Genomic DNA, 26,378 nt, shown 5'->3' with positions numbered 1-26,378 from the left:
TTTTTTTGCGAACTGGCAAGTCTGTTTACTGCGCCTGACAGCTGTCTGGTGCATCGTTTTATAACATGTTTTTTGTCAAGCGTCAGACATTGTGTTGCTCACTGTAGTGTGTTTGACACACGCATAACGTAAACTGCGCAACATGACATCTCTGTTCCTTGCCGCTGGCCGGCCGCGGTTCTGGCTGCTGCTTTACCTGCTGTTATCCGCACGCCAATCTGTTCTCTGGCGGGCGCGAATCTGCCTGCTCGTGTTGTGTATGCCCGCACTGGTCTTTGCGCAAAGCGACCCTGAAGCCTCAGCAGGCCTTCGGTCTTGTTTACAACAACAGGTACTCCGGCCGGAACACCGCAACCTCGGTGTGGCCGATTTGTATACCTTGTGTGAACAACAGCTGGCGTCGACCGGACAGCCGGCCACCACCGTCGAGTCAGCCGACGGGGCGGGCAGCAAGACTGCGGTCGCGGATACAATAACCGAGCTGAACCGTTTTTTTCGCCCCTACAAGGACAATTACATCGTTTTCGGACAAGCCAGGACAGCAGACGGCTCAGTCCCGTTCAGCGGGGAACAACTGGACACCAAATTTGAGCTGGGACTGACGTTCAATCTGTTCGACGAAATCACCAATCTGACTTTTCTTGCCCCTTTGGGTTTCGGTTATTCACAGCGTTCATGGTGGAACATAGCAGAGGACTCTGCGCCTTTTGCAGAGCACAACTACAACCCGGAAATGTTCTGGCGCTTTGATCAGCCCCACCGACCACTTGCCGGCAAATTCCCATTCGTCGACATCATTGGCGTCGAGCACCAATCCAACGGCCTGCAAGGTTCAGGGTCCCGCAGCTGGGACCGGACCTATATCCAGAAAGAGTTCGACTTGCTGCCCAGACTCAGCATCAACATCAAATTGTGGCATGTGCTAGGCGACGAGGCCAACAACAACGACATCACCGACTACCTGGGCCAGGGCGAAGCGACGATAAAGTTCATGCCCAATGAGCGCACGCGCATCAGACTCCGGGCGATGAAGGGCAACAATGTCGAGAAATACAGCTATCAACTTGATATCAGCTACCGCAGACCCTGGGTGAACAGCGCATTCTTTATAAGTTATTATGAGGGGTACGGCGAAGCCCTCATTTCGTATAATAGGAAAAGTCGCAGCCTGAGAGCAGGCCTGTACTTCCCGCTGGAAGTCCTGTCGCGTTGAGCCCTCTTCTCTGTTAAGTTAATCATCAAACCCATTAATTCAATCGTACCTACGTATGGCCCAACCACCCTCAAGGCGTTCCCCACCGGGGATAACGTCAACCACAGGCGATACGCCACAACTGGGCTTTTTCCGCGGCAACCGCTGTGCCCACTATGGCGATTTACGCATCATTTCTGCATTTCAGCCGATCTACAGCCTTGCTCATCGCCGTATTGTCGGGCTCGAAGGCCTCGCCCGGGCCATCACTCATGACGACCAGATCATACCGCCCGCTATTCTTTTTGGAGCGCGCGAGCAAAACACCGTCATCGAACTGGACAAGCTGTGCCAGATAATACACCTGGAAAATTTTTACGCGATAGATCCACCCAACGCCTGGCTTTTTCTTAATGTGGATCCGAGAACACTGTCGCAGAAAAAAGATTTCAGTGATTTCCTGGCCAAACTATTACAAGACAAAAATTACACCGCCAACCGGATTGTCATCGAAATCCTGGAGTCCACTATCGATGACGAGATTCGGCTGGAAGAGCAGATCAAAGAATATAAAGAGATGGGATTTCTTATCGCCATAGATGATTTCGGTGCAGGACACTCCAACTTCGAACGCATCTGGCGAATTCAGCCGGACATCGTAAAACTGGATCGGGGTATGCTGCAGAAGGCCGGCATCGACCCCAGCGTCAAGGATCTGCTCAAGGGTGTAACCAGCATGCTGCATAATTGTCAGTGTATTGTGCTGGCGGAGGGTATTGAAACCGAAAACGAAGCCGTCGCAGCGATGGATGCTCAGGTTGATCTGGTGCAGGGTTTCTACTTTGCGCATCCGTTTTTACTGTCAGAATCGGTAGCAACACGGAGCGGACTCTGGAAGTCCCTGTACAACAGTTTTGATGAATTGACGCTGCGCAGCAGTGAAAACGAACGTCAGTTGTTGTCACCCTACAGCCACCGCTTTGCCGCGCTGACCGTGGGGGCGCAAAAAAAGAACCTGGTGGCCGATGTTGCCGAAGGTATGTTCCGACTGGATCGCACCATCCGGCTTTATCAACTGGCACTCGATGGCAGTCAGTGTCATTCCAATCTGGATTCGCCTGACTTCGAGCTTCCGGGCAGAAATCGTCTGCGTGTACTTTCCGACACTCAGGGCGCCAGCTGGAAGCGGCGGGACTACTTCGTGAATGCTGTACAGAACCCAGGCAACATGCAAATCACGCCACCCTATTTCTCAATTTCCGACGGTACGTTGTGCATCACGCTGTCAGTCCTGACACGTATTGAAGACGCTGATTACATCATTTGCTGCGACATACTTCATGAACGCTGAGCAAACTCGCTTCAGGGCTTAAATCTCCGGGGCTTTGAATCAAAGCCCTGGAAAAATATCCGTGACGCCCGCAATATCCAGCAACATGAAGATCACCAGAAGAAACAACACGGTTTCCAGTGCACCTTCACCTGCCGGCAATTCGTCAATTTGCGCAGAAAGCATGGACAGCTCTGCTGCTGTCATGTTGTGCACACGGGCCTCGGCAGCAGAACTGTCAACACCACGGGCCATGAGTTGATGCCGCACATCATCCCGCGCAAGAAATTGAGAGATCGATGCCCGCTGGCTGTCCAGCTGTGACTGCTGTGCCAGTTGCTGCGTGCTCACCATACCCGCTGGAGCAGCATGCGCCTGTGCGCCAAGCCCCAGTACAAACATGACAGCCATCATCCATACGGAATACGTCTTGCGAGTCATGGATTTCATTTCTACTCTCCTTTTCCTGACTGATACTGAAGCCACTATTAACCTACACTTGCCGCGCCGCTGTCAAATTGACCGGTCAGCGATGCCGGTCCGGCAATCAAGTTGCGAAGCAACAGTGACAGTCGCATAATGAATACTGAATTTATGCTCACAGGAGCCAGAGATGAGTATCCGGGCAAACAATCATACACTCCCATGGGTTGCCGCGAGCTTTTGCAGCGCCGCGAGCTATAGCAGAGCCGCAAGCTATTGCAGAACCGCGAGTAAAATCGTCCGCGTCTGCGCGCTCCTCGCTGGCTCAGCAATGTGTGCCATGCCAGCCATCGGGGCACCGATCGCGCTGACCGGGGCCCGCATAGTCGACGGCACGGGTAACGCTCCGATCGAGAACGGCGTCCTTGTCATAACCGATGGGCGTATCACGGCGGTCGGCTCTGCTGATCGCGTCGACATCCCTGAAGACGCAATACAACAATCGCTTGCCGGCAAAACCCTCATTCCTGGCTTTATCAACACGCATGGTCATGTTGGTGCAGTACGCGGCCTGGAGTCGGGCCACTACAACCGGGACAACCTGCTGCGTCAGCTGGCACTTTACGCGCGTTACGGCGTGACCACCGTCATCAGCCTGGGCGATGATGAATCTGAAGGCTTCACTTTACGCGATCAGCAGAACACCATGGAACTGGATCGGGCGCGACTTTACGTCGCAGGACCGGTGTTATCAGCGCAAACGCCGGCAGACGCCAGCGCACTGGTCGACGATACGGCAGTATTGTCTCCCGACTTCATCAAGATCCGGGTTGACGACAACCTGGGCCGCACCGCCAAAATGCCAGCAGAGGTTTACCAGGCCTTCAGCGACAGGGCTGATCATCACGGCATCCCTCTCGCGGTGCATACTTATTACTTGCAGGACACCAAAGACCTTATCCGCGCCGGCGCCGATTTTATTGCCCACAGCGTGCGGGATACCCATGTCGACAGTGAATTCGTTAACCTGATGCTGACACACAATCTTTGCTACAGCCCGACGTTGACGCGCGAACTATCAACCTATGTCTACGAAAGCGAGCCTGCTTTCTTTGCCGACCCGTTTTTTCTGACAGACGCTGACCCTCAGGTACTTGCAACGCTGCGCGAACCAGAGCGCCAGCAACGGTTGCAGAACAATGCTGCGGCGCAGCAATACAAAGCATCACTGCCAATCGCGATGGCGAATGTTAAGATACTGGCAGACGCCGGTGTACAGATTGCCATGGGCACCGACAGCGGCCCCCCTGCCCGTTTTCAAGGTTATTTTGAACACCTTGAGATGTGGATGATGCAGGATGCGGGCATGAGCGCGATGCAGATCCTGCAGTCGGCCACTGGCGGCGCTGCAGAATGCATGGGATTGAGCGACACCGGCACGCTGGAAACAGGAAAGTGGGCCGACTTGCTTGTGATGGGAGAGAACCCGGTGCAGGACATCAAAAATACGCGCTCGCTGGAGCAAGTATGGATTGCCGGTAAACCAGTACATCTGGCACGCTGACCTGCCCGCCAACAAAATGATTTAACGAGGCCCCAGGATGTTGCAGTTTATAAAGTTCACTCAGTTGCCGGTCAGCAACCAGCGTCGCGCCATGCGTTTCTATACCGAAAAACTGGGTTTCAGAATTCTTCAGAATACACCGTACAAAACCGGCTGGCGCTGGATAGAGCTGGGAATTCCGGGCGCTGAAACAGCCATCCTGCTGACCCAGCGCGAGAATGACCAGATCAATGAGGTACCCAGCCTGGTGCTCGCGGTGGACGATGTGGAGGCCACCTACGAGGATTTATGCGCGCGTGGTGTTCCCGGCCTGCAGCCTCCCCGGCCGGCGCCATGGAACCCGGAGCAGAGTTTTGCCCTGTTGCGCGACAGTGAAGGCAATACGTTGCTGATCGGCTCGGGCGACGACTGAAGTCTGATCCATACCCACTCTCTACCCAAGGCGGGCTTGAATGGACAGTTTCTGGAGCAGCAGCCACGCTCAAAGCCTGACCGGTGGTGCAGTCCTCATCATCGTCAGTGCGCTCTCCACTTACCTGCTGTTTGTTGATGCCGGACAATGGAGCACAGCACTGGCATTGATCGCTGCGCTGTTTGCTCTGAACGTCACCTGCTTTTTCATGTTCACCTCAGCGCAGGCCGAAAATTCACCGCGACGTCTACTGACCTTGCTGTGGCTGCAGGCAAGCGCAATTGTTGCCTTGTACTTTCTGGTCGACATCAGTTTCGTGGCCATCCTGGGCATTGTCTGGATTGTTCAGGCTACCGAGATCTTTCCCATTCGCACCACCACCTGGTTGTTACTGGGCAGCGTCATCGCTTTCTCCCTGAGTCAGATTTTTCATTGGGGCGATGACAGCCTGATGCTGGCAGTGACCGGATCGGTTACCCTGAGCCTGTTTCACGTATTCGCAGTACTGGCCACACACCGGGCACGCAGTGAGCAGGAACTGCGCGAAGAAACCGCGGCGCTGAACAGGGAACTGCTGGCCACCCGCGAACTGCTGTCCGAGCATTCGCGGCAAAGTGAGCGGCTGCGCATTGCCCGAGATTTACATGATCTGTTGGGCCACCACCTTACGGCGCAGATTCTGCAACTGGAAGTAGCCACTCACGTTACTGAAGGCGCGGGCAGGCAGAAAGTTGAGCAGGCGCTGGCGCTGGGCAAACTCTTGCTGAGCGATCTGCGCACAGCGGTCAGCGAGCTGCGTGAAGACGAACCGATCAACTTCCGTGACGCTGTGCAAAAACTGGTCAGCGATATTCCTGGCATCAAGGTCGAACTCAGCTTCAATGCCAGCCTGAATGACATTGAGCTGGCGCAAACCATGCTGCGCTGCACGCGAGAGGCGCTGACCAATGTGCTGCGACACAGTGGCGCCAGTCGCTGTGTTATTTCGTTCACACGGAGCGATCAGGTTTACACCCTGCAGGTGCAGGACAACGGTGGAAAACGCCAGAAAATAGTGGCTGGCAACGGACTCAAAGGCATCAAGGAACGCATAGAAGAAGCCGGTGGCAATGCCCACTGGCAGTCTGACCACCATGGTTTTCTGCTCAAAATTCAAATGCCCGCCAGCCTTGAGCGAAAGGAGGACAGCCCTGAGCCAATAGAGCGCCCTGAGCCGTGATCAGATCACAGCATGCCGCACTTTCGCCGACACCCATTCAGATACAATCACGGTGGCAAAAATCAGTACAAAAACGGTTGCCACCTGCGCCCAGGCCAGATTGTTGATGGACGCGTTCATCTGCAACCCGATGCCACCGGCACCCACCAGCCCCAGCGTTGTCGCTTCGCGAATATTGATATCCCAACGGTATACACTGATGCCGGCAAAAGCGGGCATGATCTGTGGCCACACTGAGTATGCCAGCACCTGAGTACGCGCCGCGCCAGTGGATGACAAAGCTTCGACAGGCGTCGGATGTATTTCTTCAATGGCCTCATACAACAGTTTGCCGACAAACCCTATTGATCGCAGCGCAATCGCCAGCATACCCGCAAAAATACCGGGCCCGACAATGGTCACCAGCAGCATGGCCCAGATCAGCGCGTTGATTGACCGTGAACTGACAATGATACCCAGTGCAACGGCACGCAGTGCAGGATGCGGGGTGGTGTTGCGGGCAGCCAGGAATGCCAGCGGAAACGCTATCACGATACCCAGCGCAGTGCCGACCGTGGCGATATTGATGGTATCCCACAGCGGGATCATCAGCGATCCGGTAATGCTCCAGTCAGGCGGAATCATTCTGCCGATCAGGCTGCCCGCCTGAGTCCCGGCATCGTACATGAACTCCCAGATGGTGTTGTCAGAAATCACTTTCCAGCACAGCAGGAACAACATGCCGCCCAGCATCCAGCCCGCCCAGATGGCATATTGTTTCAAGGGTTCGCGACGCTGCCAGACCGGCACATTGTTAACATGTTTGACTGGCATTATTGGGTCCACTTGCGCACATACCCGGACAGGTATTCGCTCATCAGTACAATAACAATAATAAGCAGCAGGATAGCTGCCGAGGTATCGTAGTCGTAACGGTTAATTGAGGTATTCAGCGTCGCACCGATACCACCTGCACCGACGATTCCGATAACCGCCGATTCGCGGAAATTGATATCCAGGCGATACAGGGACAGGCCTATCAATCGGGGCATTACCTGAGGCTGCACAGCGTAGTTGATCCACTGCAGCCAGCCGCCGCCGGTTGCACGAATTGCCTCCAACGGTTCCTTATGTGTATCTTCAATATCTTCCGCCAGGAGCTTGGCCATAAATCCGATGGTGGCAAATGCCAGTGTGATCACACCCGCCAAAGGTCCAAAACCAAACATGGTGACAAACAGAATCGCAATGATGATTTCCTGAAAAGTCCGGGATATCGCGATGATGCCGCGACAGAAAAAATAGACTGGCAAAGGGGCAATATTGCGCGCCGCGCCAAGACCCACAGGAATCGCCAGGGCCACGCCAATAACGGTGGCAGTAAACGTCATGGTCAGGCTTTCCCAAAGGCCGGTCAGTATCTCACCACTGCGGCTGGTAAAGTCCGGTTGCAGAAATGACGCCACAAAATCCTGACCGCGTTCCATGCCCTGAGCCACCCGGCTCCAGTTAACGTCAACGCTCAACCAGGCCAGCACCACGTACAACAATACGCTCAGGTTGATGGCCCAGCGCCAGCGGCGACTGCGCACCAGCGGCAACGGCCGCCACCGCCCCGCGCGGGCATGCTCAATTCGCTGCTGCTCCAGCGTTGACAGCGCTGCGCTGTCAGTACCCGCCGAACTCATGGGTGCGCACCCGCGATATCCACAGCGGCGGGGGCAGATGTGTCTGCCGGCTCATCATTGTCATCGTCAACCACCGACCAGTCTTCTTCGCCGTAGATACTGGTCAGAATGTCCGGGCTGAGATCTTTGGGATCACCGTCAAATACCAGCTCACCGCCGCGCAATCCAACAACACGATCAACAAACTGCTGCGCGAGCACAACATCGTGGATGTTGATGATGGCCGCCAGTTGCTGCTCGCGGCACAGCTCGCAAATCAGGCGCATTATCTGTCGTGAGGTCTTCGGATCCAGGCTCGCCGTCGGTTCATCGACCAGCAATAATTTGGGATTCTGCATCAATGCCCGAGCAATACCGACTCGCTGCTTCTGCCCGCCGGACAGTGCGTCACCGCGCTTGTCGAACATGGTTTGCAGGCCCACCCGCTCAAGCAGGTTGAACGCTTGCTGGATATCCGAGGCCGGGAATTTACGCAGAAAGCTGCGCCAGAAACCGACATAGGCCAGACGGCCGGACAACACATTCTCCATGACCGACAAGCGTTCGACCAGGGCATAATTCTGAAAAATCATACCGATCTGCCGACGTGCCTGACGCAATTTGCTACCCCTGACCCGGGTGATGTCCTGGCCATCGAGTTCAATCGAACCGGTGCTGGGTTCAACCAGGCGATTGACGCATCGAATCAGCGTACTTTTGCCGGCGCCCGACGGGCCGATCAGCGCCATGACCTGCCCGGCAGGGACACTCAGATTGATATCATTCAGGGCAAGGTCGCCGGTGTCGTATCGCTTGCTCAGCCCGGTGAGTTTAAGCATGGATTCCTCTTGTTGGTCATGGCGCCGACGTCAGCTTGTCGTCAGTCGCAGTTGTATACGGTGTCATTGGCCTCATCAATACTGCGGATGACCTGCCAGTGTTGCTGGTAATTGATGGGGATAAAACGGGCCATGCCGGCATCGGCAAACTCCTCCTGCAAAGCACTGCCCTCCCAGTCGAAGGTGAAAAATGCTTCGCGTATTTTCTCCGCCAGCGCCGGATGCAGGCTGTGGGCAATGCCATATGCCGTGGTCGGGAAGGTGAGCGACTTGTAGATTGAGCGATACTGGTCAGCGCGCACCACATCGCGGCCCTGCATGCGGCGCAATACTTCATTGGCAACGGCAGCGGCCTCGTAGTCGCTGTTGACCACACCCAGAATCGAGTTGTCGTGGCTGCCCGAATACGCAGTGCGATAGTCTTCGTCCGCGGTCAGACCAAACTCGCTGAGCAGAATCGTGGACGGTGCCTTGAAACCGGAATTAGAGGTAGGCGACGTAAATGCCAGCTGCCGCCCGACCAGATCTGCTGCTGACTCAATTCCACTGCCAGGAAAGGTGATGATTTCCATTTCATAACCGTAGCTGCCATCCTCAGCAGCCATCATGGCAAACGGTTCAAAGCCGACACAATTGACGGCAACCGGTGTCGAGCCGGTATTGAAACCCGCAACATGCAGGCGTCCGGCGCGCATCGCTTCAAGTTGCGCTGCATTGGATTGCACCGGAAAGAACCGTACCTCTTTGCCGGTGAGACTTTCCATATGGGTAATAAATTCGTCCCAGACCTGGGTATATAGAGCCGGGTCTTCCACGGGGGTATAAGCAAAGATGAGAATACGGGGATCGCGCCAGTCTGCTTCGTCTGCGGGCAGATCGGCGACCAGGTCCTGATTGTTGTCCTGATAGCGCGGTGACAGCTGCGCCAAGGCACTGGCGCTCGCGGCTGTCAGCAGCAGGGCTGTCATCACCTGAGTCTGTAGTTTACTGATCTGTTTCAGCACTGATACTCCCGATTATTGTAGGGCATCGCATCTCGCGCGATGCTGCACCCGGTCTTGTCTGCCGGGTTGATCCGAATCATATCACCTGCTACGAAAGGGTCAACCGCTACCCCGGCAGGTTTCAAACTGGGCCAGGATGTGATCTTCGCCGCTATCGTTGACAATTTTAAGACAACCCGGCGGCGGGCATTCAAAATCCTGTCTCAGTGCGGCGGCACTCTCTGGCTTGATACCTGCCTCCCGCAGGCTCAGGCGCTGACTGATCATGGCGTCTGGCGCATCTATCCAGATCAGTGACAGGCCGGGTATCTGTTGCTGCAGATATAGCCGGCTGCGGCGTTTGTATGCTCCCTGAGTGACTATCAGTGGCTGGCCTGCTGCCTGCTGGGCCTGCCGCGCCCGGATGCGGTCGGCCAGCAGCACAAAATAGTCATCGCGCATGGCGTCAGTAAAAGGTCTCGATTCGGCCAGCGCGCGCCGCATTGCAGGGGTGATGTCATCGTCGGCGTGATAGACAGGCCAGCCCTTGGCCTGTGCAATCACATCACCGGCATAGGACTTGCCACTGCCGGACAAACCGAACAGAAACCAGACTTGGACTAATTCATCAGTAACAGGCATAGACAGGACGCAACAGCCTCAGGCGCTAACAAAAGCGCAGTCTACAATGGATTTGACCCGCCTGCTGAGTGTATGATTCGATTTTTCCATGAAAATGCTGTTTCTCCGCAATCGTAATACAGGTACGTCCAATGGGCAGAGCATACCAGAACCGAAAAGAGTCCATGGCCAAAACGGCGGCCGCCAAAACCAAGGTCTACAGCAAGTATGCACGAGAGATCTATGTCTGCGCCAAGTCTGGCGGCACTGATCCGGATGGCAACCTTACCTTGCGCGGACTGATCGAGCGTGCAAAGAAGGATCAGGTGCCCAGCCATGTCATCGACAAGGCTCTGGAGAAAGCGCGCGGCACCGGCGGCGAGGATTTCTCAGCGGCGCGCTACGAAGGCTTTGGTCCGGGCAACTGCATGGTGATCGTCGAATGCCTGACCGACAATCCAAACCGTACGTTTGGTGACGTCAGGCAATGTTTCACCAAAACCAAAACCAAAATTGGCGCACAGGGCAGTGTTTCCCACATGTTCGATCATTGCGCCATTCTTGCCATCCAGGCCGATGACGAAGATGCCGTTCTGGAAACTCTGCTGACGGCAGACGTGGATGTCACCGACATTGAAAACGAAAACGGCCTGATCACTGTGTTTGCGCCGCACACCGAATACGCCAAGGCGCGGCAGGCGCTGCGTGACGCCTTCGGCGATGTGGAGTTTGAGGTGGACGAAATCCAGTTTCTGGCTCAGACCAGCAACGACATAACCGGTGACGATGTGGTGATGTTCGAGAAATTCATGGACATGCTGAACGATCTGGATGACGTACAGAATGTCTACCACAATGCGGTGCTACCGGACTGAAGGCGCCTTGCCCGCCGGACGGGCCTTCACTTCGGCGAAGCATCCTGCGGCAGCTCGTGACCTGTCAATTGCACCGGAGGGTGCTCACGCCAATAAGCTTCCGCTTGCGGGCGACTGAATAAATATCCCTGAAAGTATTCACAGCCCATCTCGCGCAGACGATCAGCCAGCGCCCGGGTTTCGACCCCTTCGGCCAAAACCCGCAGATCGAGGCTTTTCCCCAGCGCCAGAATCGTTCGCACAATAGCCTCGTCATTGGGGTCAAGCAGCAGATCACGGACAAATGACTGGTCTATTTTGAGCTGAGACAGAGGCAGACGTTTGAGATAACCCAGCGATGCGTAACCTGTACCAAAGTCATCCAGTGAAAACCTGATACCATGCTCTCGCAGCCGATCCATTTTTGCGACCGTTACTTCCACATCTTCTATCAAAAGCCCCTCGGTGACTTCCAGCTCCAGCCTGCGCCCGTCAACGCCATTGTTTTTCAGGCTGTTCAGAATATGGTCAACAAAATCGGCATGATGAAACTGCCGCGGGCTGATGTTCACGGCAAGCGTCAACGCTGACATGACACTGTCAGACTGCCATTCGGCCAACATTCTGCAAGCACGATCAAGAACCCACTTGCCCACAGGAACGATAAGTCCGCAGGTTTCGGCAACCGGAATAAAATCGCTCGGCGCCACCTGCCCCATTTCCGGATCGTGCCATCGCAACAGGGCTTCCATGCTGATAACGTTGCCGGCTGAATCAACCTGAGGCTGTAAATGCAAACTAAGGTTGTCACCAAGCAGTGCCTTGCGCAAAGCGGCTTCTATCCGGGTGCGCCGGGTAACTTCCACCTGCATCTCCGGATTAAAAAAGCATACAGAGCTACTTCCGCCCGTTTTGGCCGCATCCAGTGCCAGGTCAGCAGCTTTTAGCAGGGCCTCAACGTCGCCGTTGTCTGCGTCGGAAAACATGGCAATGCCAATACTGACAGCACAGACATAATCCGTACCGTTCAAATCAAATGGCAGGCTCAGTTGCTGGCGCAGAATCTCCGCCATGTCACGAACGCGTACCAGAGAATCATCCGCATCAAGTGCAAGATCTTCGATGATCAGCACAAACTCATCAGCACCCAGCCGACCGGCCGTATCTGTACTCAACAGACCCCGCTCCAGACGACGGGCAAGCAACTGCAACAGGTAATCACCCGTGTCATGGCCCAGGGTATCGTTGACGACTTTGAAGTCATCAACATCCAGAAACAGCAATGCACCCTCATAGCCGGTTTGATTTCTGTTTGCCAGGGCATGATCAAGACGATCAAGCACCAGTCGACGGTTGGGCAAACCGGTCAGTGAATCGAAGAATGCCAGCTGATGCAACTGATCCCGGATCTGTTTATGCTCAGAGATATCAGTAGAGATTCCGCACAAGGCGTAAATACTGCCATCAGGGTTACGCAGGGGGAGTTTGACCGAGAGAAAATCATAGGTCTTCTGGTTACGCACCAGGGTACTGGCCTCTTCATTCGCGACACGCTCCCCGTGTCGTACGACACGCATGTCGTTCTGCTCCAGCAGAGCGCATGTCTGCTGCGAAAAAAAATCCGCGTCTGTTTTGCCAACGATCTCGTCGGGAGTCACACCAAAAAGATCGCATACTTTACGATTGGCATATTGATAACGCAGACGATAATCCTTGATATAGATATAGGCATCAACGCTGTTCAGAATCGTGTTCAGGCGAGACTCGCTGGCGACAAGACTCCGGGTTTTTTCCGCGACTTTTATGCGCAATAGTACAGAGAACAAAGCAAGCAGTATCAACGCAAAGGACAAAGCACCGATAAGCCACCAGGCAACAACCGGAATACCCTGTGCGTCCGGATTAATGCTCCAGCGTCGCAGAATCCGGAAATAAGGAGACTGTTCATCCGCCTGCCAGCTCGTAATATAACGATCAATGACCGCCAGCAGTTCAGCATGACGCCCGGTCGGGACGGCAAAGTGCAGCCGGGTGGGTTGGAACATGATGGGCGTGCGCGCAAGCTCGTGCTGAAAAGCCATCATATCGCCATAAAACTGATTTGCGACAGCCGCGTCTGCCTGGCCGGATATAACCGCCGCAAACGCAGCTTCCAGGGAATCAACCCAGACCCACTCAATAACCAGGTCAAAGTTTTCTGCCATCTCCATCAGGTAGATCTGTTGCACAGACCCTTCCAGAACCGCCACACTTCGACCGTTCAGATCCAGCAGACTGGACAAACCCAGCCCGTCCCTTTCGTACAGCTGGGACCAGCTTAGCAAGACTGCATTCTGATGAAAGTCGAATAGTTGTGCCCGTGAGGAGGTGTAGGCAACATCCGGCATCAGGTCAATTTCACCAGACTCAAGCATTCGCAGACAGTCATTCCATTGACACGCAACCGACTCAATCAGCCAATTCTCACGCTCGGCTATTTCAGTCACTAACTCGCCAAAAATCCCGGACACCTGGCCAGCATCGTCAAGAAATATCTTCGGTGTATTTTCATAAACGCCCAGTCGCAACGTTGTCTGGGCAAAGACCGGGGCACTAAAAAACAGGCAGAAAAGCAGCAGACAAACGGTTGCGACGTTGTCTGTGAGGATCCTGCCAGGACTGGCGACCACATCCATCAATCACTTCCTTTGCCGCAGCAAATAGTTAGCCTGATAGACTTTGTTACCCATGCGCCTGATCTGCTGATCGACAACCCAGTCCATGGTCGTCAACATGGCACTGAAGTCGCGCGCAGGTTCAAGCAGGTGCAGCGTATGGACGATAGCTTCCAGCGTTGACACTGCGTCGATTGCAGGCTGCTTTCGGATACGATAGCGGGAAACAGGCAGTTCGCCAAGGGAAAATTTCGGCAATGATGTCAGCGCGGGGAAGACATTCAGCATACGCAGACTGCGCCCCCAGCTTGCATCAATGAAGAGCAGGTCTCTGGGCTCGCCAGCGAACGGGTCAGCAACGTGCAGTTCGTTGACCTCACCAGCGTCATCGCCAGGATAAATCAACACGGGGTTTCGTAACGGTCTGGAGAATGCGCCCTCCAGCAAATCACCGATTGAGTCTGGCCTGTCCGGATCCAGTGTAATCATTTCAGCCTGACTCAAGGACAGAGCTGCTATTCTGGCGGTACCAATGGGGTGACGGGATTCACGCACATCCTGCACAATAAAGACCGGCCAGGAATTAGTGACTTTTTTAATACGGGAACAATAGCAGTAAGATGTGGGGCGGTAGCAGATGGCACATTGTGCTCGGGGCATAGCAGAACTCCCGGTCACCGCCGCCCGAAAAGGGCAGCGGTTGCGGGGTTTACGCGCGGATTACTCGGCATCAGCAGCAAATGCTGCCTTGTCTTCATCAGTCACTTCCTTGATGCTCAACTTGATACGGCCACGCGCATCAAGGTCCATGACCTTGACCAGCACGTCCTGACCTTCGCTGAGGTATTCACCAATATTCTCCACACGGTCTGCGGAAATCTGGGAAATATGTACCAGACCGTCCTTGCCCGGCAGAATGGTGATGAAGGCGCCAAAGTCAACAATACGGGCAACCTTGCCCATGTACAGCTGACCCACTTCGGCTTCAGCCGTGATGGTCTGAATCATCTCGATGGCTTTGTCACGCGATGCGGCATCTTCACCGTAGATACGGATATTGCCGTCATCGTCGATATCAACGGATGCGCCACTTTCTTCAGTTATAGCGCGGATCGTTGCGCCGCCTTTGCCGATTACATCACGAATCTTGTCCGAATCAACTTTCATCATGGCCATGGACGGTGCATTCTCGGACACTGTCTCACGCGACTTTGGCAATACCTTGTTCATGATGCCGAGAATGTGAATACGGGCTTCATGGGCCTGATTCAGGGCGATTTCCATGATTTCTTCGTTGATACCCTGGATCTTGATGTCCATCTGCAACGCAGTCACACCTTTTTCGGTGCCGGCTACTTTAAAGTCCATGTCGCCCAGGTGATCTTCGTCACCCAGGATGTCGGTGATCACAGAAAAGCGCTCGCCTTCCTTGATCAGACCCATGGCAATACCGGCAACCGGTGCTGACAGGGGAACGCCGGCATCCATCATCGCCAGTGAGCTGCCACAGACAGATGCCATGGAGCTGGAACCATTGGATTCAGTAATTTCCGACACCACACGAATTGCGTAGGGGAAATCCTCTTCCTTCGGCATCACAGCCTGCACACCGCGTTTGGCCAATTTGCCATGACCGATTTCGCGACGCTTGGGGCCCGACATGAAGCCAGTTTCGCCAACACAGAAGGGAGGGAAGTTATAGTGGAACATGAAGGATTCTTTTCTGGACCCTTCCAGACCCTCGATCAGCTGCGCATCACGAATGGCGCCCAGCGTGGTAACGACCAGCGCCTGCGTTTCACCACGTGTGAACAAAGCAGAACCATGTGCTTTCGGCAACACACCGGTTTCGATTTCGATAGGGCGGACGGTGCGGGTATCACGGCCGTCAATTCGCGGCGCGCCGTCAAGAATGCGGTTACGCACCACTTTCTTTTCCAGCTTGCCGAAGACACCTTTGACTTCCTCGGCGCTGACACCTTCTTCTTCACCGGCGAACTGCTCTGCTGCCTGAACCTGCAGTTTACCCAGCGCATCATAACGCTGCATTTTGTCAGATATCTGATACGCTTCTGCGATACCGCCAGCAAAGGCGTCGCTGATGGCTTTGGTCAGGGTTTCATTGACCGCAGGCGCCTCCCAGTTCCAGGCCTCCTTACCAGCTTCCGCTTTCAGCTCGTTGATGGCTGTGATCACGCACTGCATGGCTTCATGACCAAACAGAACGGCACCCAGCATCTGGTCTTCGGTGAGTTCTTTGGCTTCCGACTCAACCATCAGCACGGCTGATTCAGTACCAGCCACAACCATGTCCAGCGCGGACGATTCCAGACGCTTGGCATCCGGGTTAAGTACATATCCACGTTCAACATCAAAACCAACGCGGGCAGCGGCAATCGGCCCCTGGAACGGCATGCCGGAAATGGCCAGTGCCGCCGAGGCACCTATCAGCGCAGCGATATCCGGATCTTCATCCTTGGTCGCAGAAATGACAGTACAGACAACCTGGACTTCATTCTTGAAACCCGCCGGGAACAAGGGTCGGATGGGCCGGTCAATCAAGCGGCAGATCAAGGTTTCCTTTTCAGTCGGACGACCTTCGCGCTTGAAGAAACCACCGGGGATTTTACCGGCGGCATAGGTTTTTTCCTGGTAGTTGACCGTCAGCGGGAAAAAATCCTGACCGGGGTTGGCCGTTTTCTTCCCCACCACCGTTGCCAGCACTTGTGTACCACCCATGGTGATTACAACCGCGCCGGTTGCCTGTCGTGCAATTTTGCCGGTTTCCAGCGTGACCGTCTGGTCACCGTACTGGAATGTCTTGCTTACAATATTAAACATAACCTATTCCTGTTTTTTATTTGAGACCCGGGCAGCATTGCAGCAACATCCTTTTTACCAAGAGTCTCTTGTCACTTTTTCATCGTTTTTAAAACGCTGTGCGTCTTAGCGACGCAGGCCCAGACGCTTGATCAAAGTGGCATAACGGTCAACATTTTTACGCTTGAGGTAATCCAGCAGCTTGCGGCGGCTGTTAACCATGCGGATCAGTCCACGACGCGAATGATGGTCGTGAGAGTGTTCACGGAAGTGACCCTGCAGCAGATTGATGTTTTCGGTCAGCAATGCCACCTGAACTTCGGGAGAACCTGTGTCTCCTTCGCCCTGGCCGTATTCTTTGACAATATTTGCTTTCTGTTCAGTTGTTAAAGCCATTTCTAAATCTCCAGAATAATATGCGCTAAGTGATAAGACATCCTGTCAACCAGCATAACCGTGCATACTAACAGTTACCTGGCGGTCTCCTTTATTAATCGGTGTGGTTTGACCCGACCATCGTCGAGTATCTCGCCAATACCGATGAATGCTTCTTCATCGTACAATCTTACCAGACCACTGCTGGGCAACTGCCGCAGCATGACTGCCTGACCCTGCCGCACGTAAGCAGCCATCTGCGCCGACATTACCGCTTTCGGCAGATGCTCAATGGCCAGGTCCGGCGCCTGCAACAGGGCATCCAGACCGTCCGTACCCTCTGCCTCAAAAATCGCCTGCAGGGCCTCCGGCGTGATGCAGCCGGAAATCCGGAATACACCGGCCTGCAAACGGCGCAGGGCCGTGACATGGGCGCCGCAGCCCAGTGCTTCGCCCAGATCGTCGGCTATAGTACGCACATAGGTCCCTTTGCTGCAATGGATTTCCAGTGACAGCGAGGACCCGTCAAATTCATGCAGAATCAGGTCATGTATGCTGACTTTTCTGCTTTTGCGTTCCACTTCCTGACCCGCCCGCGCTAACTTGTACAGCGGCTGGCCCTTGTGCTTGAGCGCCGAATACATCGGCGGAACCTGCTCAATTTCACCCTTGAACTGTGACAGGCATGTGACCAGCGCCTGCTCACTCAGTTCGCCTACCGGGCGCGTACTGATAACCTCGCCTTCCGCATCGGCGGTGTTGGTGCGCTCGCCCAGCCTGATAGTGGTCAGATAACGCTTGTCCGCCTCCAGCAGAAACTGCGACACCTTGGTCGCTTCGCCAAAACACAACGGCAACACACCGGTAGCCAGCGGGTCCAGCGCGCCGGTATGCCCGGCCTTGCTGGCCTGGAACAGGCGTTTGGCCTGTTGCAGGCAGGCGTTTGAGCTCATGCCCTGCGGCTTGTCCAGCAACAGAATGCCGCTTATGTCACGGCCTTTCCGTTTCCTATCTGTGGCCAAGGTAACACTCTCTTGGTTAGTGCCGATCCGGTTCTGAAATGTCCGGCTCCGAGCTGTCTGAACCGGGATCGCCCGACACATCATCTTGTGAGTGATCGTGCGTGCTGTCTTCAGCCAGGGCCTTGTCAATCAAAGTCGACAGATAGCTGCCACGAGCAATGCTGTCGTCATAGTGAAATTTCAGAGCAGGCGTTGTCCGCAGGCTGAGCTCTTTGCCCAGCAAGCTGCGCAAATACCCGGCCGCCTTGTTCAGGGCTGCCAGACTGTCATCTATCTCTTTGCGGTCCAGCTCGCCCATATCTTTCAACTGACTGCCAAAACCGTCCTGCACCAGACCGCTGCTGAGCACCGTGACAAACACATTGGCATAGGCAAAATCACGACTGACGTTGACGCCGGTGACTGACACCATGCCCACACGCGGGTCACGAATTTCGCGCCGGATCAGATCAGCAAGAATGCGCTGTATCTGGTCCGCGACGCGTTGTGCTCTCGGTGAGGGCTTGTTCATAAAATGTAGCCCTTACAGTGAACGCGCGACCTGAGTGGTCTGGTAAACCTCGATCTTGTCGCCAACTTTGACGTCATTGTAGTTCTTCACACCAATGCCGCACTCCATGCCGTTACGCACTTCGTTAGCATCGTCCTTGAACCGACGCAATGACTCCAGCTCTCCTTCATAGATCACCACGTTATCGCGCAGCACCCGAATCGGTTTGTTACGGAAGACACTGCCTTCCACAACCATGCAGCCGGCAACCTGGCCAAACTTCGGTGAATTGAACACATCACGCACTTCGGCAACACCCAGAATTTCTTCACGCAATTCGGGTGTCAGCATACCACCAAGGATCGCTTTGACGTCATCGATCACATCATAAATAACGTTGTAGTAACGCAGGTTTACGCCTTCATTTTCGATGACTTCCCGCGCCGTTTTATCTGCACGCACATTAAAGCCTATCAGCATCGCTTTCGACGTTACCGCAAGATGTGCATCAGTCTCGGAAATTCCACCAACACCTGAGGCCACCACATTTACTTCTACTTCTTCAGTACCGATCTTCTGCAGCGAACCAATAATGGCTTCCATCGAGCCGCGCACATCAGATTTGATGACAACGTTAAGAATACCTTTGTCGGCCTTGCCGATGCCGGCAAACATGGCCTCGATCTTGTTGCCCTGCTGCATTGCGGCTTTGTGGTCCTTATGACGACCAAGACGGAACTCAGCTACTTCCTTGGCTTTCTTCTCGTCAACCACCACAACAAATTCGTCGCCAGCTTCGGGCACACCGTTAAAGCCCAGAACTTCGACCGGTATCGACGGTCCCGCAGACTTGACAGATCGCCCGGCCTCATCAATCAAGGCGCGGACACGACCGTATTCATGACCCGCCAGAACCACGTCACCCACATTAAGCGTACCATTCTGGACAAGCACCGATGCAACCGGGCCACGGCCTTTATCGAGCCGCGATTCAATCACCACACCTTTGCCGGATGCGTCAATGAAGGCCTTCAGTTCAAGCATCTCCGATTGCAACAGAATCGCTTCCAGCAGTTCGTTGATACCGGCGCCGGTATGTGCCGACACCTGAACAAACATGGTGTCACCACCCCAGCTTTCCGGGATCACGTCTTTGGCAGCCAGCTCACTGGTGACCTTATCGATGTCGATATCTTCTTTATCGATCTTGGTAATGGCCACAACGAGGGGCACACCGGCGGCGCGGGCATGCTGAATCGCCTCTTCGGTCTGAGGCTTCATGCCATCGTCGGCAGCAACCACCAGGACAACAACGTCAGTCGCTTTGGCGCCGCGTGAACGCATGGCGCTGAATGCCGCATGACCCGGCGTATCAAGGAAGCAGATCATGCCGTGATCAGTTTTTACATGATAGGCACCGATGTGCTGAGTGATACCACCCGCTTCACCGGACGCCACTGACGACTTGCGGATGTAATCCAGCAACGACGTCTTGCCATGGTCAACATGGCCCATGACAGTGACAACCGGGGCGCGGCTGACTGCTTCGGCACCACCATCGTAAGCGATGGATTCATACAGATCATCTTCGATGGCATCGGCGGAGACAAATTTTGCCGTGTGACCAAATTCTTCCACCAACAGCGTTGCAGTATCCTGGTCAAGCACCTGGTTGATGGTGGCCATAACCCCCATCTTGAACAGGCTTTTGATCAGTGCAGCGGATTTGAGGGACATCTTCTGTGCCAGATCAGGCACGGTGTTGGCTTCACCAATTATAATTTCGCGCGAAATGAACTCCGTTGGTTTTTCAAAACCATGTTGTTTACTGCGAGGTTTCTTGCGTGGCCCACCGCGTCGGCCACGACCACCTGCATCATCAAAATCACCATCTTCCAGGACAAAATCATCCTTCGAAATACGTGCTTTACCCTGTTTCTTGGGTGCAGCCGATTTTTTACGGAAACCGGATTTCTTGTCATCATCTTTCTCGTCCGCATCATCCTTACGTCCGGTTTTGACCGGTGCTTTGGCTTTGCCTGACGATGGCTGTCCGGTTTTCGCAGCACGCGCAGCTTCCACCTGTTCGGCAGTAGCGGCATCAGCTGCATCCGCATCAGCTTTTTTGCTGCTGTCTTCAGGTGCGGGCTTCTGAGTTTCCTTGACCGCAGGCTCAACGGCAGCCTCTGCTTCTTTGGCCACTGCATCTTCTGGTTTGGCCACCGCTTCAGGCTGTTGTTCCGCCACGGGAGCCGGGGGAGCCTGTTCCTGCATATCTTCTGCAGCAACCGCTTCAATCTCTTCCGGCTTCTCCGGTTCCAGCTCGCTGCGTTTAACGTAAGTGCGTTTTTTGCGCACTTCGACATTAACAGTCTTACCGCGCCCTTGCCCCGATGAGGTTTTCAGGGTCGCCACGGTCTTGCGTTTCAGAGTGATCTTTTTGGGAGCAGAGTCCATCGCCTCCGCCGAGCCATGACTGCGCCGCAGAAACAACAACAATGCGTTCTTGTCTTCATTGGAAATCGGTTCATCCACGCGCTTGTGCGGCAGCCCGGCCTCTTTAATCTGGGCCAGAAGCCGTTCCGCGGTAACACCAACCACTTTGGCAAGTTCACCGACTGTTACATCTGCCATTTAGCTACTCCTGTCTACTCTTACTGCCCGGTTTTGATACACGTTTTGTACAAACATGTTATTCGAACCAGGGCGCTCGAGCGGTCATAATCAGTTTTCCGGCACGTTCTTCGTCCATGCCTTCAATATCCATCAATTCATCGATTGCCTGTTCCGCAAGATCTTCCATGCTGACAATACCCTTGCCTGCAAGTGCCATGGCCAGGACATCATCCATGCCTTCCATATTCAACAGATCGGCTTCCAGATTGGCACTGGACAGCCCTTCTTCCGAGGCGATCGCCTGTGTCAGCAGCGCATCACGTGCACGATCACGCAGCTCCTTGGCAATATCTTCGTCAAATCCATCAATGCTCAACAGCTCATCCATGGGTACGTAAGCGACTTCTTCAAGCGAGGTAAAACCTTCACTTACCAGCAATTCGGCGACGTCTTCATCAACATCCAGTTTTTCCATGAACGTAGTGATGAACGCGCTGGCTTCCTGCTGCTGCTTCTCACTGGCTTCGTCAATGCTCATGACATTGATCGCCCAGCCTGTCAGTTCGGCAGACAAGCGCACATTCTGTCCGCTGCGCCCTATAGCCTGGGCAAGGTTGTCTTCTTCGACGGCGACATCCATGGTGTGGCTGTCTTCGTCCATCACAATAGACGCAACTTCAGCCGGCGCCATGGCATTGATTACCAATTGCGCGGGATTATCATCCCACAAAATGATGTCAATTCGTTCATTGGCCAGTTCATTGGACACAACCTGAACGCGCGAACCACGCATGCCAACACAGGCACCGACCGGATCAATACGTCCATCGTTGGTGCTGACCACGATTTTTGCACGCGAGCCCGGGTCCCGCGCTGCCGCCCGGATTTCGATAACTTCCTCGGCGATCTCGGGCACTTCAATTTTAAACAGCTCGATCAACATGCCGGGAGCGGTCCGGCTCAGGAACAGCTGCGGGCCACGCACTTCCTGACGTACATCAAGCAACAGAGCGCGCATACGATCGCCGGTACGAAACGTTTCACGCGGAATCATCTGGTCGCGTGTCAGCAAGGCCTCGGCATTGCCACCCAGATCAACCAGAACGCTTTCGCGAGTCACTTTCTTGACTGTGCCGGAAACCAGTTCGCCTACTTTGTCACGATATTCCGCGATCACCAGATCGCGCTCGGCTTCACGCACTTTCTGCACAATCACCTGCTTCGCAGTCTGTGCAGCAATACGGCCAAAATCAGTGTTCTCAATCAACTCTTCATAGACATCGCCGGCTTTCAGCTCGGGGTTTTTCTCCTGGGCAGCACTCAGCGCGATCTGTCCGGCCGGCTCGTCCAGGTCGTCATCGGCAACCACGTCCCAGACGCGAAACGACTCGTACAGACCGGTTTTGCGATCGACGTGCACACGACACTGAACTTCTTCTTCGTCGAAGCGTTTTTTTGTCGCAGTTGCCAGCGCAATCTCGATGGCTTCAAATATAACGTCGCGTGACACTCCCTTCTCATTCGAGACCGCGTCTGCAACCATCAGAATTTCTTTACTCATCATAGTAGTGTCACCTTACACACGGATTCATCGTTCCAACTGCGCGCCTGGACAAACATGCCGGTTAAAATGCGATGTTGGCCTTGTCTACCTGCTGGAATGGAATTTCAATTAATTCGCCGTCAACAGTCATGACTATCTGATCTGCTTCAGCCTTGTGCAGAACGCCCTTGAACTTGCGGCGCCCCTCGATCGGTGTCCGAAGGCGCAAACTCACCACGTCACCAATAAACTGACCGTACTGCTCGAGCCGAAACAAGGGCCGGTCCATTCCGGGAGAAGACACCTCCAGGGTATATTCACCTGTCAAAGGGTCTTCCACATCAAGCACACCACTGACCTGCCGGCTCACGCGCTCGCAATCATCAATTGTAATGCCTTCCGGACTGTCGATATAAATGCGCAACAGGCTCGAACGCCCTCGGGCTATATGCTCAATGCCCCACAACTCCAGGCCCAGAGCCTCGACCGTCGGCCGGAGCAAATCAGAGATCATGTCAACTGATGCTACCAACTTGTCTATTACCTTTTTTACGACACAAACAAAAAGTGGGCCATCGGCCCACCTCGAAAACAAAATAATTGTCTTACCGTGTCGGCATACTGCTGCCTGACACCGGTGGCGGAACCTGCATATCCCGGCGCTCGCACCGGACATACTTTTCACACCCAGCTTTCTTACGTCACTTTCTATGGCTGACGGAAAAACCTGCAGCTAATAAAAAGCCCCATCAAGGGGCTCTCATGCAGAGCTACGCTATTCAGCACAGCCACTGCGAATATGGTAGCGGGGGCAGGATTTGAACCTACGACCTTCGGGTTATGAGCCCGACGAGCTGCCAGACTGCTCCACCCCGCAACAAAACTTCAAACTTCTCAACAACTTTCCTGACAACAGTCGTTATTGAGCTCAGATGACTTCTGGCAAAGCCGCTATCTGAGGGCAGGTATTCTAGTTGCTTGCGGGCTCCAAAGTCAAGTGACTTTTAAGCCCAGGCCCCATAATCGGGCACTCATTCACAAGCGTCTTCCCACAATTGGTGCCGAAGGCGAGACTTGAACTCGCACGACCATAAGGCCACTACCCCCTCAAGATAGCGTGTCTACCAATTCCACCACTTCGGCTAAACTAAGAACTGCTACTGATCGTCCTGCGGCGCCTGAGCAGACGCATCGGGCACATCAGAAGAGCTTGCCGGTGCCGTAAGCTGTGGCACATCGGATTCTTCAAGCTCACGCAAAACGTCAGGATTCACGATAGGAGAGGCATCACTGCCGCCCCCCATGCTGTACTGCTGGGCGTAAATGGCCAACACCAGGCTGGTAGCAAAAAATATGACTGCAGCAACCGTGGTCGAGCGAGTCAGAAAGTTACCAGTGCCCGAACTGCCAAAAACAGTCTGCGAAGCCCCGCTGCCAAAAGCTGCGCCAGCATCTGCGCCCTTGCCCTGCTGCAACAGCACCAGGCCTATGATCGCGATAGCCGCAATCACATGCACAACGACCACAAGAGTTTCCATAATTCAGCTCACACTATTACAAATTTCGATAAATGCCGACGCATCAAGCGAGGCCCCACCCACAAGCCCACCATCGATGTCGACCTGCCCAAAGAGCTCAGCTGCATTGGCAGGGCTTACACTGCCACCGTAGAGCAACTGCAGCGCATCGGCCACCTCTGCGTCGTGGCCCGCTATCAATTCACGAATACCGGCATGCATTTGCTGGGCCTCTTGCGCAGAAGCCGAACAACCCGTACCAATCGCCCATACCGGCTCGTAGGCAATAACGGCACGCTCAAACGCAGCAACACCCGCAACAGCAAGCACCGCACTGACCTGCCCTGCCACCGCCTCCCGGGCGCTACCATCATCACGCTGCGCAAGGGTCTCGCCGACACACAAAATCGGTATCAGACCAGCCTGCTGAGCCGCTACAAATTTCCGCGCCACCAGGTCATCCGACTCTGAACCGTGCTGGCGACGCTCGGAATGCCCCAGAATGACATAACGCACACCGCAGTCTGCCAGCATACCGGGAGACACTTCTCCCGTATAAGCACCTTCACGCTCACACCAGACGTTCTGGGCACCGAGCACAATTTCACAACCGCGGATTGCCTCAGCGACAACGGCGAGATAAGGGAAAGGCGGACAAACAACAATATCAACGCCATTGATCCCGTGCGAAACAGTCGGTACCAGATCGCGCAACAGCTCACTGATGCTGGCACGCGTTCCGTTCATTTTCCAGTTTCCGACAACCAAAGCCCGACGCATATTGTCTACCCAGTGCGATGCCGGCGCCCGACATTGATAAAACGGGGCGCCACTATAACCAGTTTACCCAGACCTTGCAAGATCAGGCGAACACTGAAATCAAGGTCCGCGCGATGTAGCGACAACCTCTGCCAGTTCATTGGCATGCGCCGTTACCGCCGCCTCATCTTCGCCTTCAACCATCACTCTTACCAAAGGCTCCGTGCCGGAGGGCCTGAGCAATACCCGCCCACGCCCGGCCAGCTTGTGTTCGAGCCCGGTCACTGCCGCCAACACGTCCGGGTGCGACATGACAGCCGCTTTGTTATCCACGCGCACATTTACCATATGCTGAGGCATTTTAGTCATTCTGCTGCGCAGCTCGTGCAGCGTTGAACCCGACTGCATCATTGCCGCCAGCACCTGCAAAGCAGAAACGATGCCGTCGCCGGTGGTAGTAACATCAAGACAGACAATATGTCCGGAGGATTCACCGCCGAGTTGCCAGCTTTTTTTCTTCAACATCTCCATGACATAACGATCACCCACATCGCTTCGGACGAACGGCACATCAAGCGCCTCCAGGCCCAGCTCAAGACCCAGGTTACTCATCAGAGTGCCAACCACACCTCCAAAACCAACATGTCGGCGACGTCTGTCACGGGCAATGACATACAGCAGTTCATCGCCATCAACCACATTACCCAGGTGATCCACCATCACCACCCGATCGCCATCGCCGTCAAAGGCGATACCAATATCGGCCTGTTCGGCCAACACTTCCCGGACCAGATGCCGGGGTGATGTAGAGCCGCATTCCTGATTGATATTCATACCATTGGGCGACACGCCAATAGCCTTCACGGATGCGCCCAATTCGGAAAACACGTTGGCGGCTATGTGATACGTTGAGCCATGCGCGCAATCCACCACGATTTTCAAACCCTGTAGCACCGCATTGCCTGGCACGGTGCGCTTGCAGTATTCAATATAACGACCGGCAGCGTCAGTAATACGAGTGACTTTGCCTATTTCGGCGGAATCAACGGTCGTAATATCGCGCCCCAGAAATGCTTCGATGGCTAACTCGGTTTCGTCCGGCAACTTGGTGCCGTCGCCGGCGAAAAACTTGATACCGTTGTCCTGAAAGGCATTGTGCGAGGCACTGATCACAATACCCGCCTGCGCCTGAAATGTTCGCGTCAAATAAGCTACCGCTGGCGTTGGCATAGGGCCCAGCATGTTAATATCGACACCTGCCGAAGCCAGCCCGGCCTCAAGCGCGGCCTCAAACATATAACCTGAGACGCGCGTATCCTTGCCGATCAGAATCTTACTGCGCAGCCCACCGGAACGCGCAAAAACCTTGCCTGCTGCCCAGCCCAGCTTCAGCATAAAATCAGGCGTAATCGGATATTCACCGACATGACCCCGAATCCCGTCAGTGCCAAAATATTGTTTTTCCGTTTTTTTCGGCGATCCCATAGTGTTCTCCTCTC

General features: G+C 54.5%; 24 protein-coding genes and 2 tRNA genes. 6 read left to right on the top strand and 20 right to left on the bottom strand.

The genetic code is table 11. The features are described 5' to 3' along the window. Window positions 1-142: 142 nt before the first annotated feature. Together WD071_RS08800 and WD071_RS08795 are read left to right on the top strand one after the other, a co-directional pair. A complete protein-coding gene (locus WD071_RS08800) occupies window positions 143-1,213 on the top strand; it encodes a phospholipase A (RefSeq protein WP_368047989.1) in 1,071 nt (356 codons plus the stop codon). 55 nt (window positions 1,214-1,268) lie between these two features. Then, window positions 1,269-2,543, top strand: coding sequence for an EAL domain-containing protein (locus tag WD071_RS08795; RefSeq protein WP_368047988.1), 1,275 nt, complete (start codon window positions 1,269-1,271; stop codon window positions 2,541-2,543). A gap of 39 nt (window positions 2,544-2,582) precedes the next feature. Here WD071_RS08795 and WD071_RS08790 read toward each other — a convergent pair whose 3' ends face one another. Continuing rightward, window positions 2,583-2,972: a PA2779 family protein gene (locus WD071_RS08790; RefSeq protein ID WP_368047987.1), complete on the bottom strand. Its 390-nt coding sequence runs from the start codon at window positions 2,970-2,972 to the stop codon at window positions 2,583-2,585. Window positions 2,973-3,285: 313 nt separating this feature from the next. On the opposite strand from WD071_RS08790, the gene WD071_RS08785 reads away from it, so the two are divergent. Genes WD071_RS08785 through WD071_RS08775 form a run of 3 tightly spaced genes read left to right on the top strand, consistent with a single transcriptional unit; the run spans window position 3,286 to window position 6,140 of the window. Continuing rightward, entirely contained in the window at window positions 3,286-4,509 is a 1,224-nt protein-coding gene (locus tag WD071_RS08785; RefSeq protein WP_368047986.1) for an amidohydrolase family protein, read from the top strand. Between the two features lie 37 nt (window positions 4,510-4,546). Then, entirely contained in the window at window positions 4,547-4,921 is a 375-nt protein-coding gene (locus tag WD071_RS08780; protein ID WP_368047985.1) for a VOC family protein, read from the top strand. A gap of 40 nt (window positions 4,922-4,961) precedes the next feature. Beyond that, on the top strand, window positions 4,962-6,140 hold the full coding sequence (locus WD071_RS08775; RefSeq protein ID WP_368047984.1) for a sensor histidine kinase: 1,179 nt from the start codon (window positions 4,962-4,964) through the stop codon (window positions 6,138-6,140). Here WD071_RS08775 and phnE (WD071_RS08770) read toward each other — a convergent pair whose 3' ends face one another. The 5 genes from phnE (WD071_RS08770) to WD071_RS08750 form a co-directional block, all read right to left on the bottom strand. Next, complete coding sequence (phnE, locus tag WD071_RS08770; RefSeq protein WP_368047983.1) at window positions 6,141-6,953, bottom strand: phosphonate ABC transporter, permease protein PhnE; 813 nt, start codon at window positions 6,951-6,953, stop codon at window positions 6,141-6,143. It lies immediately after the preceding gene. Further along, entirely contained in the window at window positions 6,953-7,807 is an 855-nt protein-coding gene (gene phnE, locus WD071_RS08765; RefSeq protein ID WP_368047982.1) for a phosphonate ABC transporter, permease protein PhnE, read from the bottom strand. Before phnE (WD071_RS08765) ends, phnE (WD071_RS08770) begins: the two co-directional genes overlap by 1 nt. After that, window positions 7,804-8,625, bottom strand: a complete 822-nt coding sequence (gene phnC, locus WD071_RS08760) for a phosphonate ABC transporter ATP-binding protein (RefSeq protein ID WP_368047981.1) — start codon at window positions 8,623-8,625, stop codon at window positions 7,804-7,806. The genes phnE (WD071_RS08765) and phnC overlap by 4 nt, the downstream gene beginning before the upstream one ends. 41 nt (window positions 8,626-8,666) lie before the next feature. Then, complete coding sequence (gene phnD / locus WD071_RS08755; protein WP_368047980.1) at window positions 8,667-9,629, bottom strand: phosphate/phosphite/phosphonate ABC transporter substrate-binding protein; 963 nt, start codon at window positions 9,627-9,629, stop codon at window positions 8,667-8,669. A gap of 99 nt (window positions 9,630-9,728) precedes the next feature. Further along, window positions 9,729-10,250 carry an AAA family ATPase gene (locus WD071_RS08750; RefSeq protein WP_368047979.1) on the bottom strand — a complete coding sequence of 174 codons (522 nt, stop codon included), beginning with the start codon at window positions 10,248-10,250 and terminating at the stop codon, window positions 9,729-9,731. 131 nt (window positions 10,251-10,381) lie between these two features. Here WD071_RS08750 and WD071_RS08745 point away from each other — a divergent pair, with 131 nt between their 5' ends. Further along, window positions 10,382-11,104, top strand: a complete 723-nt coding sequence (locus tag WD071_RS08745; RefSeq protein ID WP_368047978.1) for a YebC/PmpR family DNA-binding transcriptional regulator — start codon at window positions 10,382-10,384, stop codon at window positions 11,102-11,104. Between the two features lie 26 nt (window positions 11,105-11,130). On the opposite strand, the gene WD071_RS08740 is transcribed toward WD071_RS08745, so the two are convergent. From WD071_RS08740 to glmM, 14 genes are all read right to left on the bottom strand, one after another. Further along, window positions 11,131-13,758: an EAL domain-containing protein gene (locus WD071_RS08740; RefSeq protein ID WP_368047976.1), complete on the bottom strand. Its 2,628-nt coding sequence runs from the start codon at window positions 13,756-13,758 to the stop codon at window positions 11,131-11,133. A gap of 3 nt (window positions 13,759-13,761) precedes the next feature. Next, a complete protein-coding gene (locus tag WD071_RS08735) occupies window positions 13,762-14,397 on the bottom strand; it encodes a tRNA-uridine aminocarboxypropyltransferase (protein ID WP_368047975.1) in 636 nt (211 codons plus the stop codon). A 60-nt stretch (window positions 14,398-14,457) separates the two neighbouring features. Then, on the bottom strand, window positions 14,458-16,578 hold the full coding sequence (gene pnp, locus WD071_RS08730; RefSeq protein ID WP_368047974.1) for a polyribonucleotide nucleotidyltransferase: 2,121 nt from the start codon (window positions 16,576-16,578) through the stop codon (window positions 14,458-14,460). Window positions 16,579-16,683: 105 nt separating this feature from the next. After that, complete coding sequence (gene rpsO, locus WD071_RS08725; RefSeq protein WP_368047973.1) at window positions 16,684-16,953, bottom strand: 30S ribosomal protein S15; 270 nt, start codon at window positions 16,951-16,953, stop codon at window positions 16,684-16,686. A gap of 74 nt (window positions 16,954-17,027) precedes the next feature. Next, complete coding sequence (gene truB, locus WD071_RS08720) at window positions 17,028-17,954, bottom strand: tRNA pseudouridine(55) synthase TruB (protein ID WP_368047972.1); 927 nt, start codon at window positions 17,952-17,954, stop codon at window positions 17,028-17,030. A 16-nt stretch (window positions 17,955-17,970) separates the two neighbouring features. Next, window positions 17,971-18,465 carry a 30S ribosome-binding factor RbfA gene (gene rbfA / locus WD071_RS08715; protein ID WP_368047971.1) on the bottom strand — a complete coding sequence of 165 codons (495 nt, stop codon included), beginning with the start codon at window positions 18,463-18,465 and terminating at the stop codon, window positions 17,971-17,973. Between the two features lie 12 nt (window positions 18,466-18,477). Further along, on the bottom strand, window positions 18,478-21,078 hold the full coding sequence (gene infB, locus WD071_RS08710; protein WP_368047970.1) for a translation initiation factor IF-2: 2,601 nt from the start codon (window positions 21,076-21,078) through the stop codon (window positions 18,478-18,480). A gap of 58 nt (window positions 21,079-21,136) precedes the next feature. Then, window positions 21,137-22,621 carry a transcription termination factor NusA gene (gene nusA / locus WD071_RS08705; protein ID WP_368048147.1) on the bottom strand — a complete coding sequence of 495 codons (1,485 nt, stop codon included), beginning with the start codon at window positions 22,619-22,621 and terminating at the stop codon, window positions 21,137-21,139. 64 nt (window positions 22,622-22,685) lie between these two features. Further along, window positions 22,686-23,135, bottom strand: a complete 450-nt coding sequence (rimP, locus tag WD071_RS08700) for a ribosome maturation factor RimP (protein WP_368047969.1) — start codon at window positions 23,133-23,135, stop codon at window positions 22,686-22,688. A 268-nt stretch (window positions 23,136-23,403) separates the two neighbouring features. Beyond that, window positions 23,404-23,480, bottom strand: a tRNA-Met gene (locus WD071_RS08695). Window positions 23,481-23,659: 179 nt separating this feature from the next. Beyond that, window positions 23,660-23,746 (bottom strand) — tRNA-Leu (locus WD071_RS08690). A 14-nt stretch (window positions 23,747-23,760) separates the two neighbouring features. After that, a complete protein-coding gene (secG, locus tag WD071_RS08685; protein WP_368047968.1) occupies window positions 23,761-24,141 on the bottom strand; it encodes a preprotein translocase subunit SecG in 381 nt (126 codons plus the stop codon). Between the two features lie 3 nt (window positions 24,142-24,144). Further along, window positions 24,145-24,900 carry a triose-phosphate isomerase gene (tpiA, locus tag WD071_RS08680; protein ID WP_368047967.1) on the bottom strand — a complete coding sequence of 252 codons (756 nt, stop codon included), beginning with the start codon at window positions 24,898-24,900 and terminating at the stop codon, window positions 24,145-24,147. Between the two features lie 99 nt (window positions 24,901-24,999). Then, window positions 25,000-26,364, bottom strand: coding sequence for a phosphoglucosamine mutase (glmM, locus tag WD071_RS08675; protein WP_368047966.1), 1,365 nt, complete (start codon window positions 26,362-26,364; stop codon window positions 25,000-25,002). Between the last annotated feature and the right edge of the window lie 14 nt (window positions 26,365-26,378).

Source organism: Pseudohongiella sp., from assembly GCF_040877505.1.
GTDB lineage: Bacteria > Pseudomonadota > Gammaproteobacteria > Pseudomonadales > Pseudohongiellaceae > Pseudohongiella.
This window is presented reverse-complemented; position numbering and strand designations above follow the sequence as displayed.

What these genes read in the sequence shown, in the direction of transcription:
- tpiA (WP_368047967.1), bottom strand. Translation starts at nt 24,900, where the DNA reads ATGCGTCGGGCTTTGGTTGTCGGAAACTGGAAAATGAACGGAACGCGT.
- nusA (WP_368048147.1), bottom strand. Translation starts at nt 22,621, where the DNA reads ATGAGTAAAGAAATTCTGATGGTTGCAGACGCGGTCTCGAATGAGAAG.
- infB (WP_368047970.1), bottom strand. Translation starts at nt 21,078, where the DNA reads ATGGCAGATGTAACAGTCGGTGAACTTGCCAAAGTGGTTGGTGTTACC.
- rbfA (WP_368047971.1), bottom strand. Translation starts at nt 18,465, where the DNA reads ATGAACAAGCCCTCACCGAGAGCACAACGCGTCGCGGACCAGATACAG.
- phnE (WP_368047983.1), bottom strand. Translation starts at nt 6,953, where the DNA reads ATGCCAGTCAAACATGTTAACAATGTGCCGGTCTGGCAGCGTCGCGAA.
- phnE (WP_368047982.1), bottom strand. Translation starts at nt 7,807, where the DNA reads ATGAGTTCGGCGGGTACTGACAGCGCAGCGCTGTCAACGCTGGAGCAG.
- WD071_RS08745 (WP_368047978.1), top strand. Translation starts at nt 10,382, where the DNA reads ATGGGCAGAGCATACCAGAACCGAAAAGAGTCCATGGCCAAAACGGCG.
- WD071_RS08750 (WP_368047979.1), bottom strand. Translation starts at nt 10,250, where the DNA reads ATGCCTGTTACTGATGAATTAGTCCAAGTCTGGTTTCTGTTCGGTTTG.
- WD071_RS08800 (WP_368047989.1), top strand. Translation starts at nt 143, where the DNA reads ATGACATCTCTGTTCCTTGCCGCTGGCCGGCCGCGGTTCTGGCTGCTG.
- WD071_RS08735 (WP_368047975.1), bottom strand. Translation starts at nt 14,397, where the DNA reads ATGCCCCGAGCACAATGTGCCATCTGCTACCGCCCCACATCTTACTGC.
- secG (WP_368047968.1), bottom strand. Translation starts at nt 24,141, where the DNA reads ATGGAAACTCTTGTGGTCGTTGTGCATGTGATTGCGGCTATCGCGATC.
- WD071_RS08740 (WP_368047976.1), bottom strand. Translation starts at nt 13,758, where the DNA reads ATGGATGTGGTCGCCAGTCCTGGCAGGATCCTCACAGACAACGTCGCA.
- rpsO (WP_368047973.1), bottom strand. Translation starts at nt 16,953, where the DNA reads ATGGCTTTAACAACTGAACAGAAAGCAAATATTGTCAAAGAATACGGC.
- phnC (WP_368047981.1), bottom strand. Translation starts at nt 8,625, where the DNA reads ATGCTTAAACTCACCGGGCTGAGCAAGCGATACGACACCGGCGACCTT.
- pnp (WP_368047974.1), bottom strand. Translation starts at nt 16,578, where the DNA reads ATGTTTAATATTGTAAGCAAGACATTCCAGTACGGTGACCAGACGGTC.
- WD071_RS08790 (WP_368047987.1), bottom strand. Translation starts at nt 2,972, where the DNA reads ATGAAATCCATGACTCGCAAGACGTATTCCGTATGGATGATGGCTGTC.
- WD071_RS08785 (WP_368047986.1), top strand. Translation starts at nt 3,286, where the DNA reads ATGCCAGCCATCGGGGCACCGATCGCGCTGACCGGGGCCCGCATAGTC.
- glmM (WP_368047966.1), bottom strand. Translation starts at nt 26,364, where the DNA reads ATGGGATCGCCGAAAAAAACGGAAAAACAATATTTTGGCACTGACGGG.
- WD071_RS08780 (WP_368047985.1), top strand. Translation starts at nt 4,547, where the DNA reads ATGTTGCAGTTTATAAAGTTCACTCAGTTGCCGGTCAGCAACCAGCGT.
- WD071_RS08795 (WP_368047988.1), top strand. Translation starts at nt 1,269, where the DNA reads ATGGCCCAACCACCCTCAAGGCGTTCCCCACCGGGGATAACGTCAACC.
- WD071_RS08775 (WP_368047984.1), top strand. Translation starts at nt 4,962, where the DNA reads ATGGACAGTTTCTGGAGCAGCAGCCACGCTCAAAGCCTGACCGGTGGT.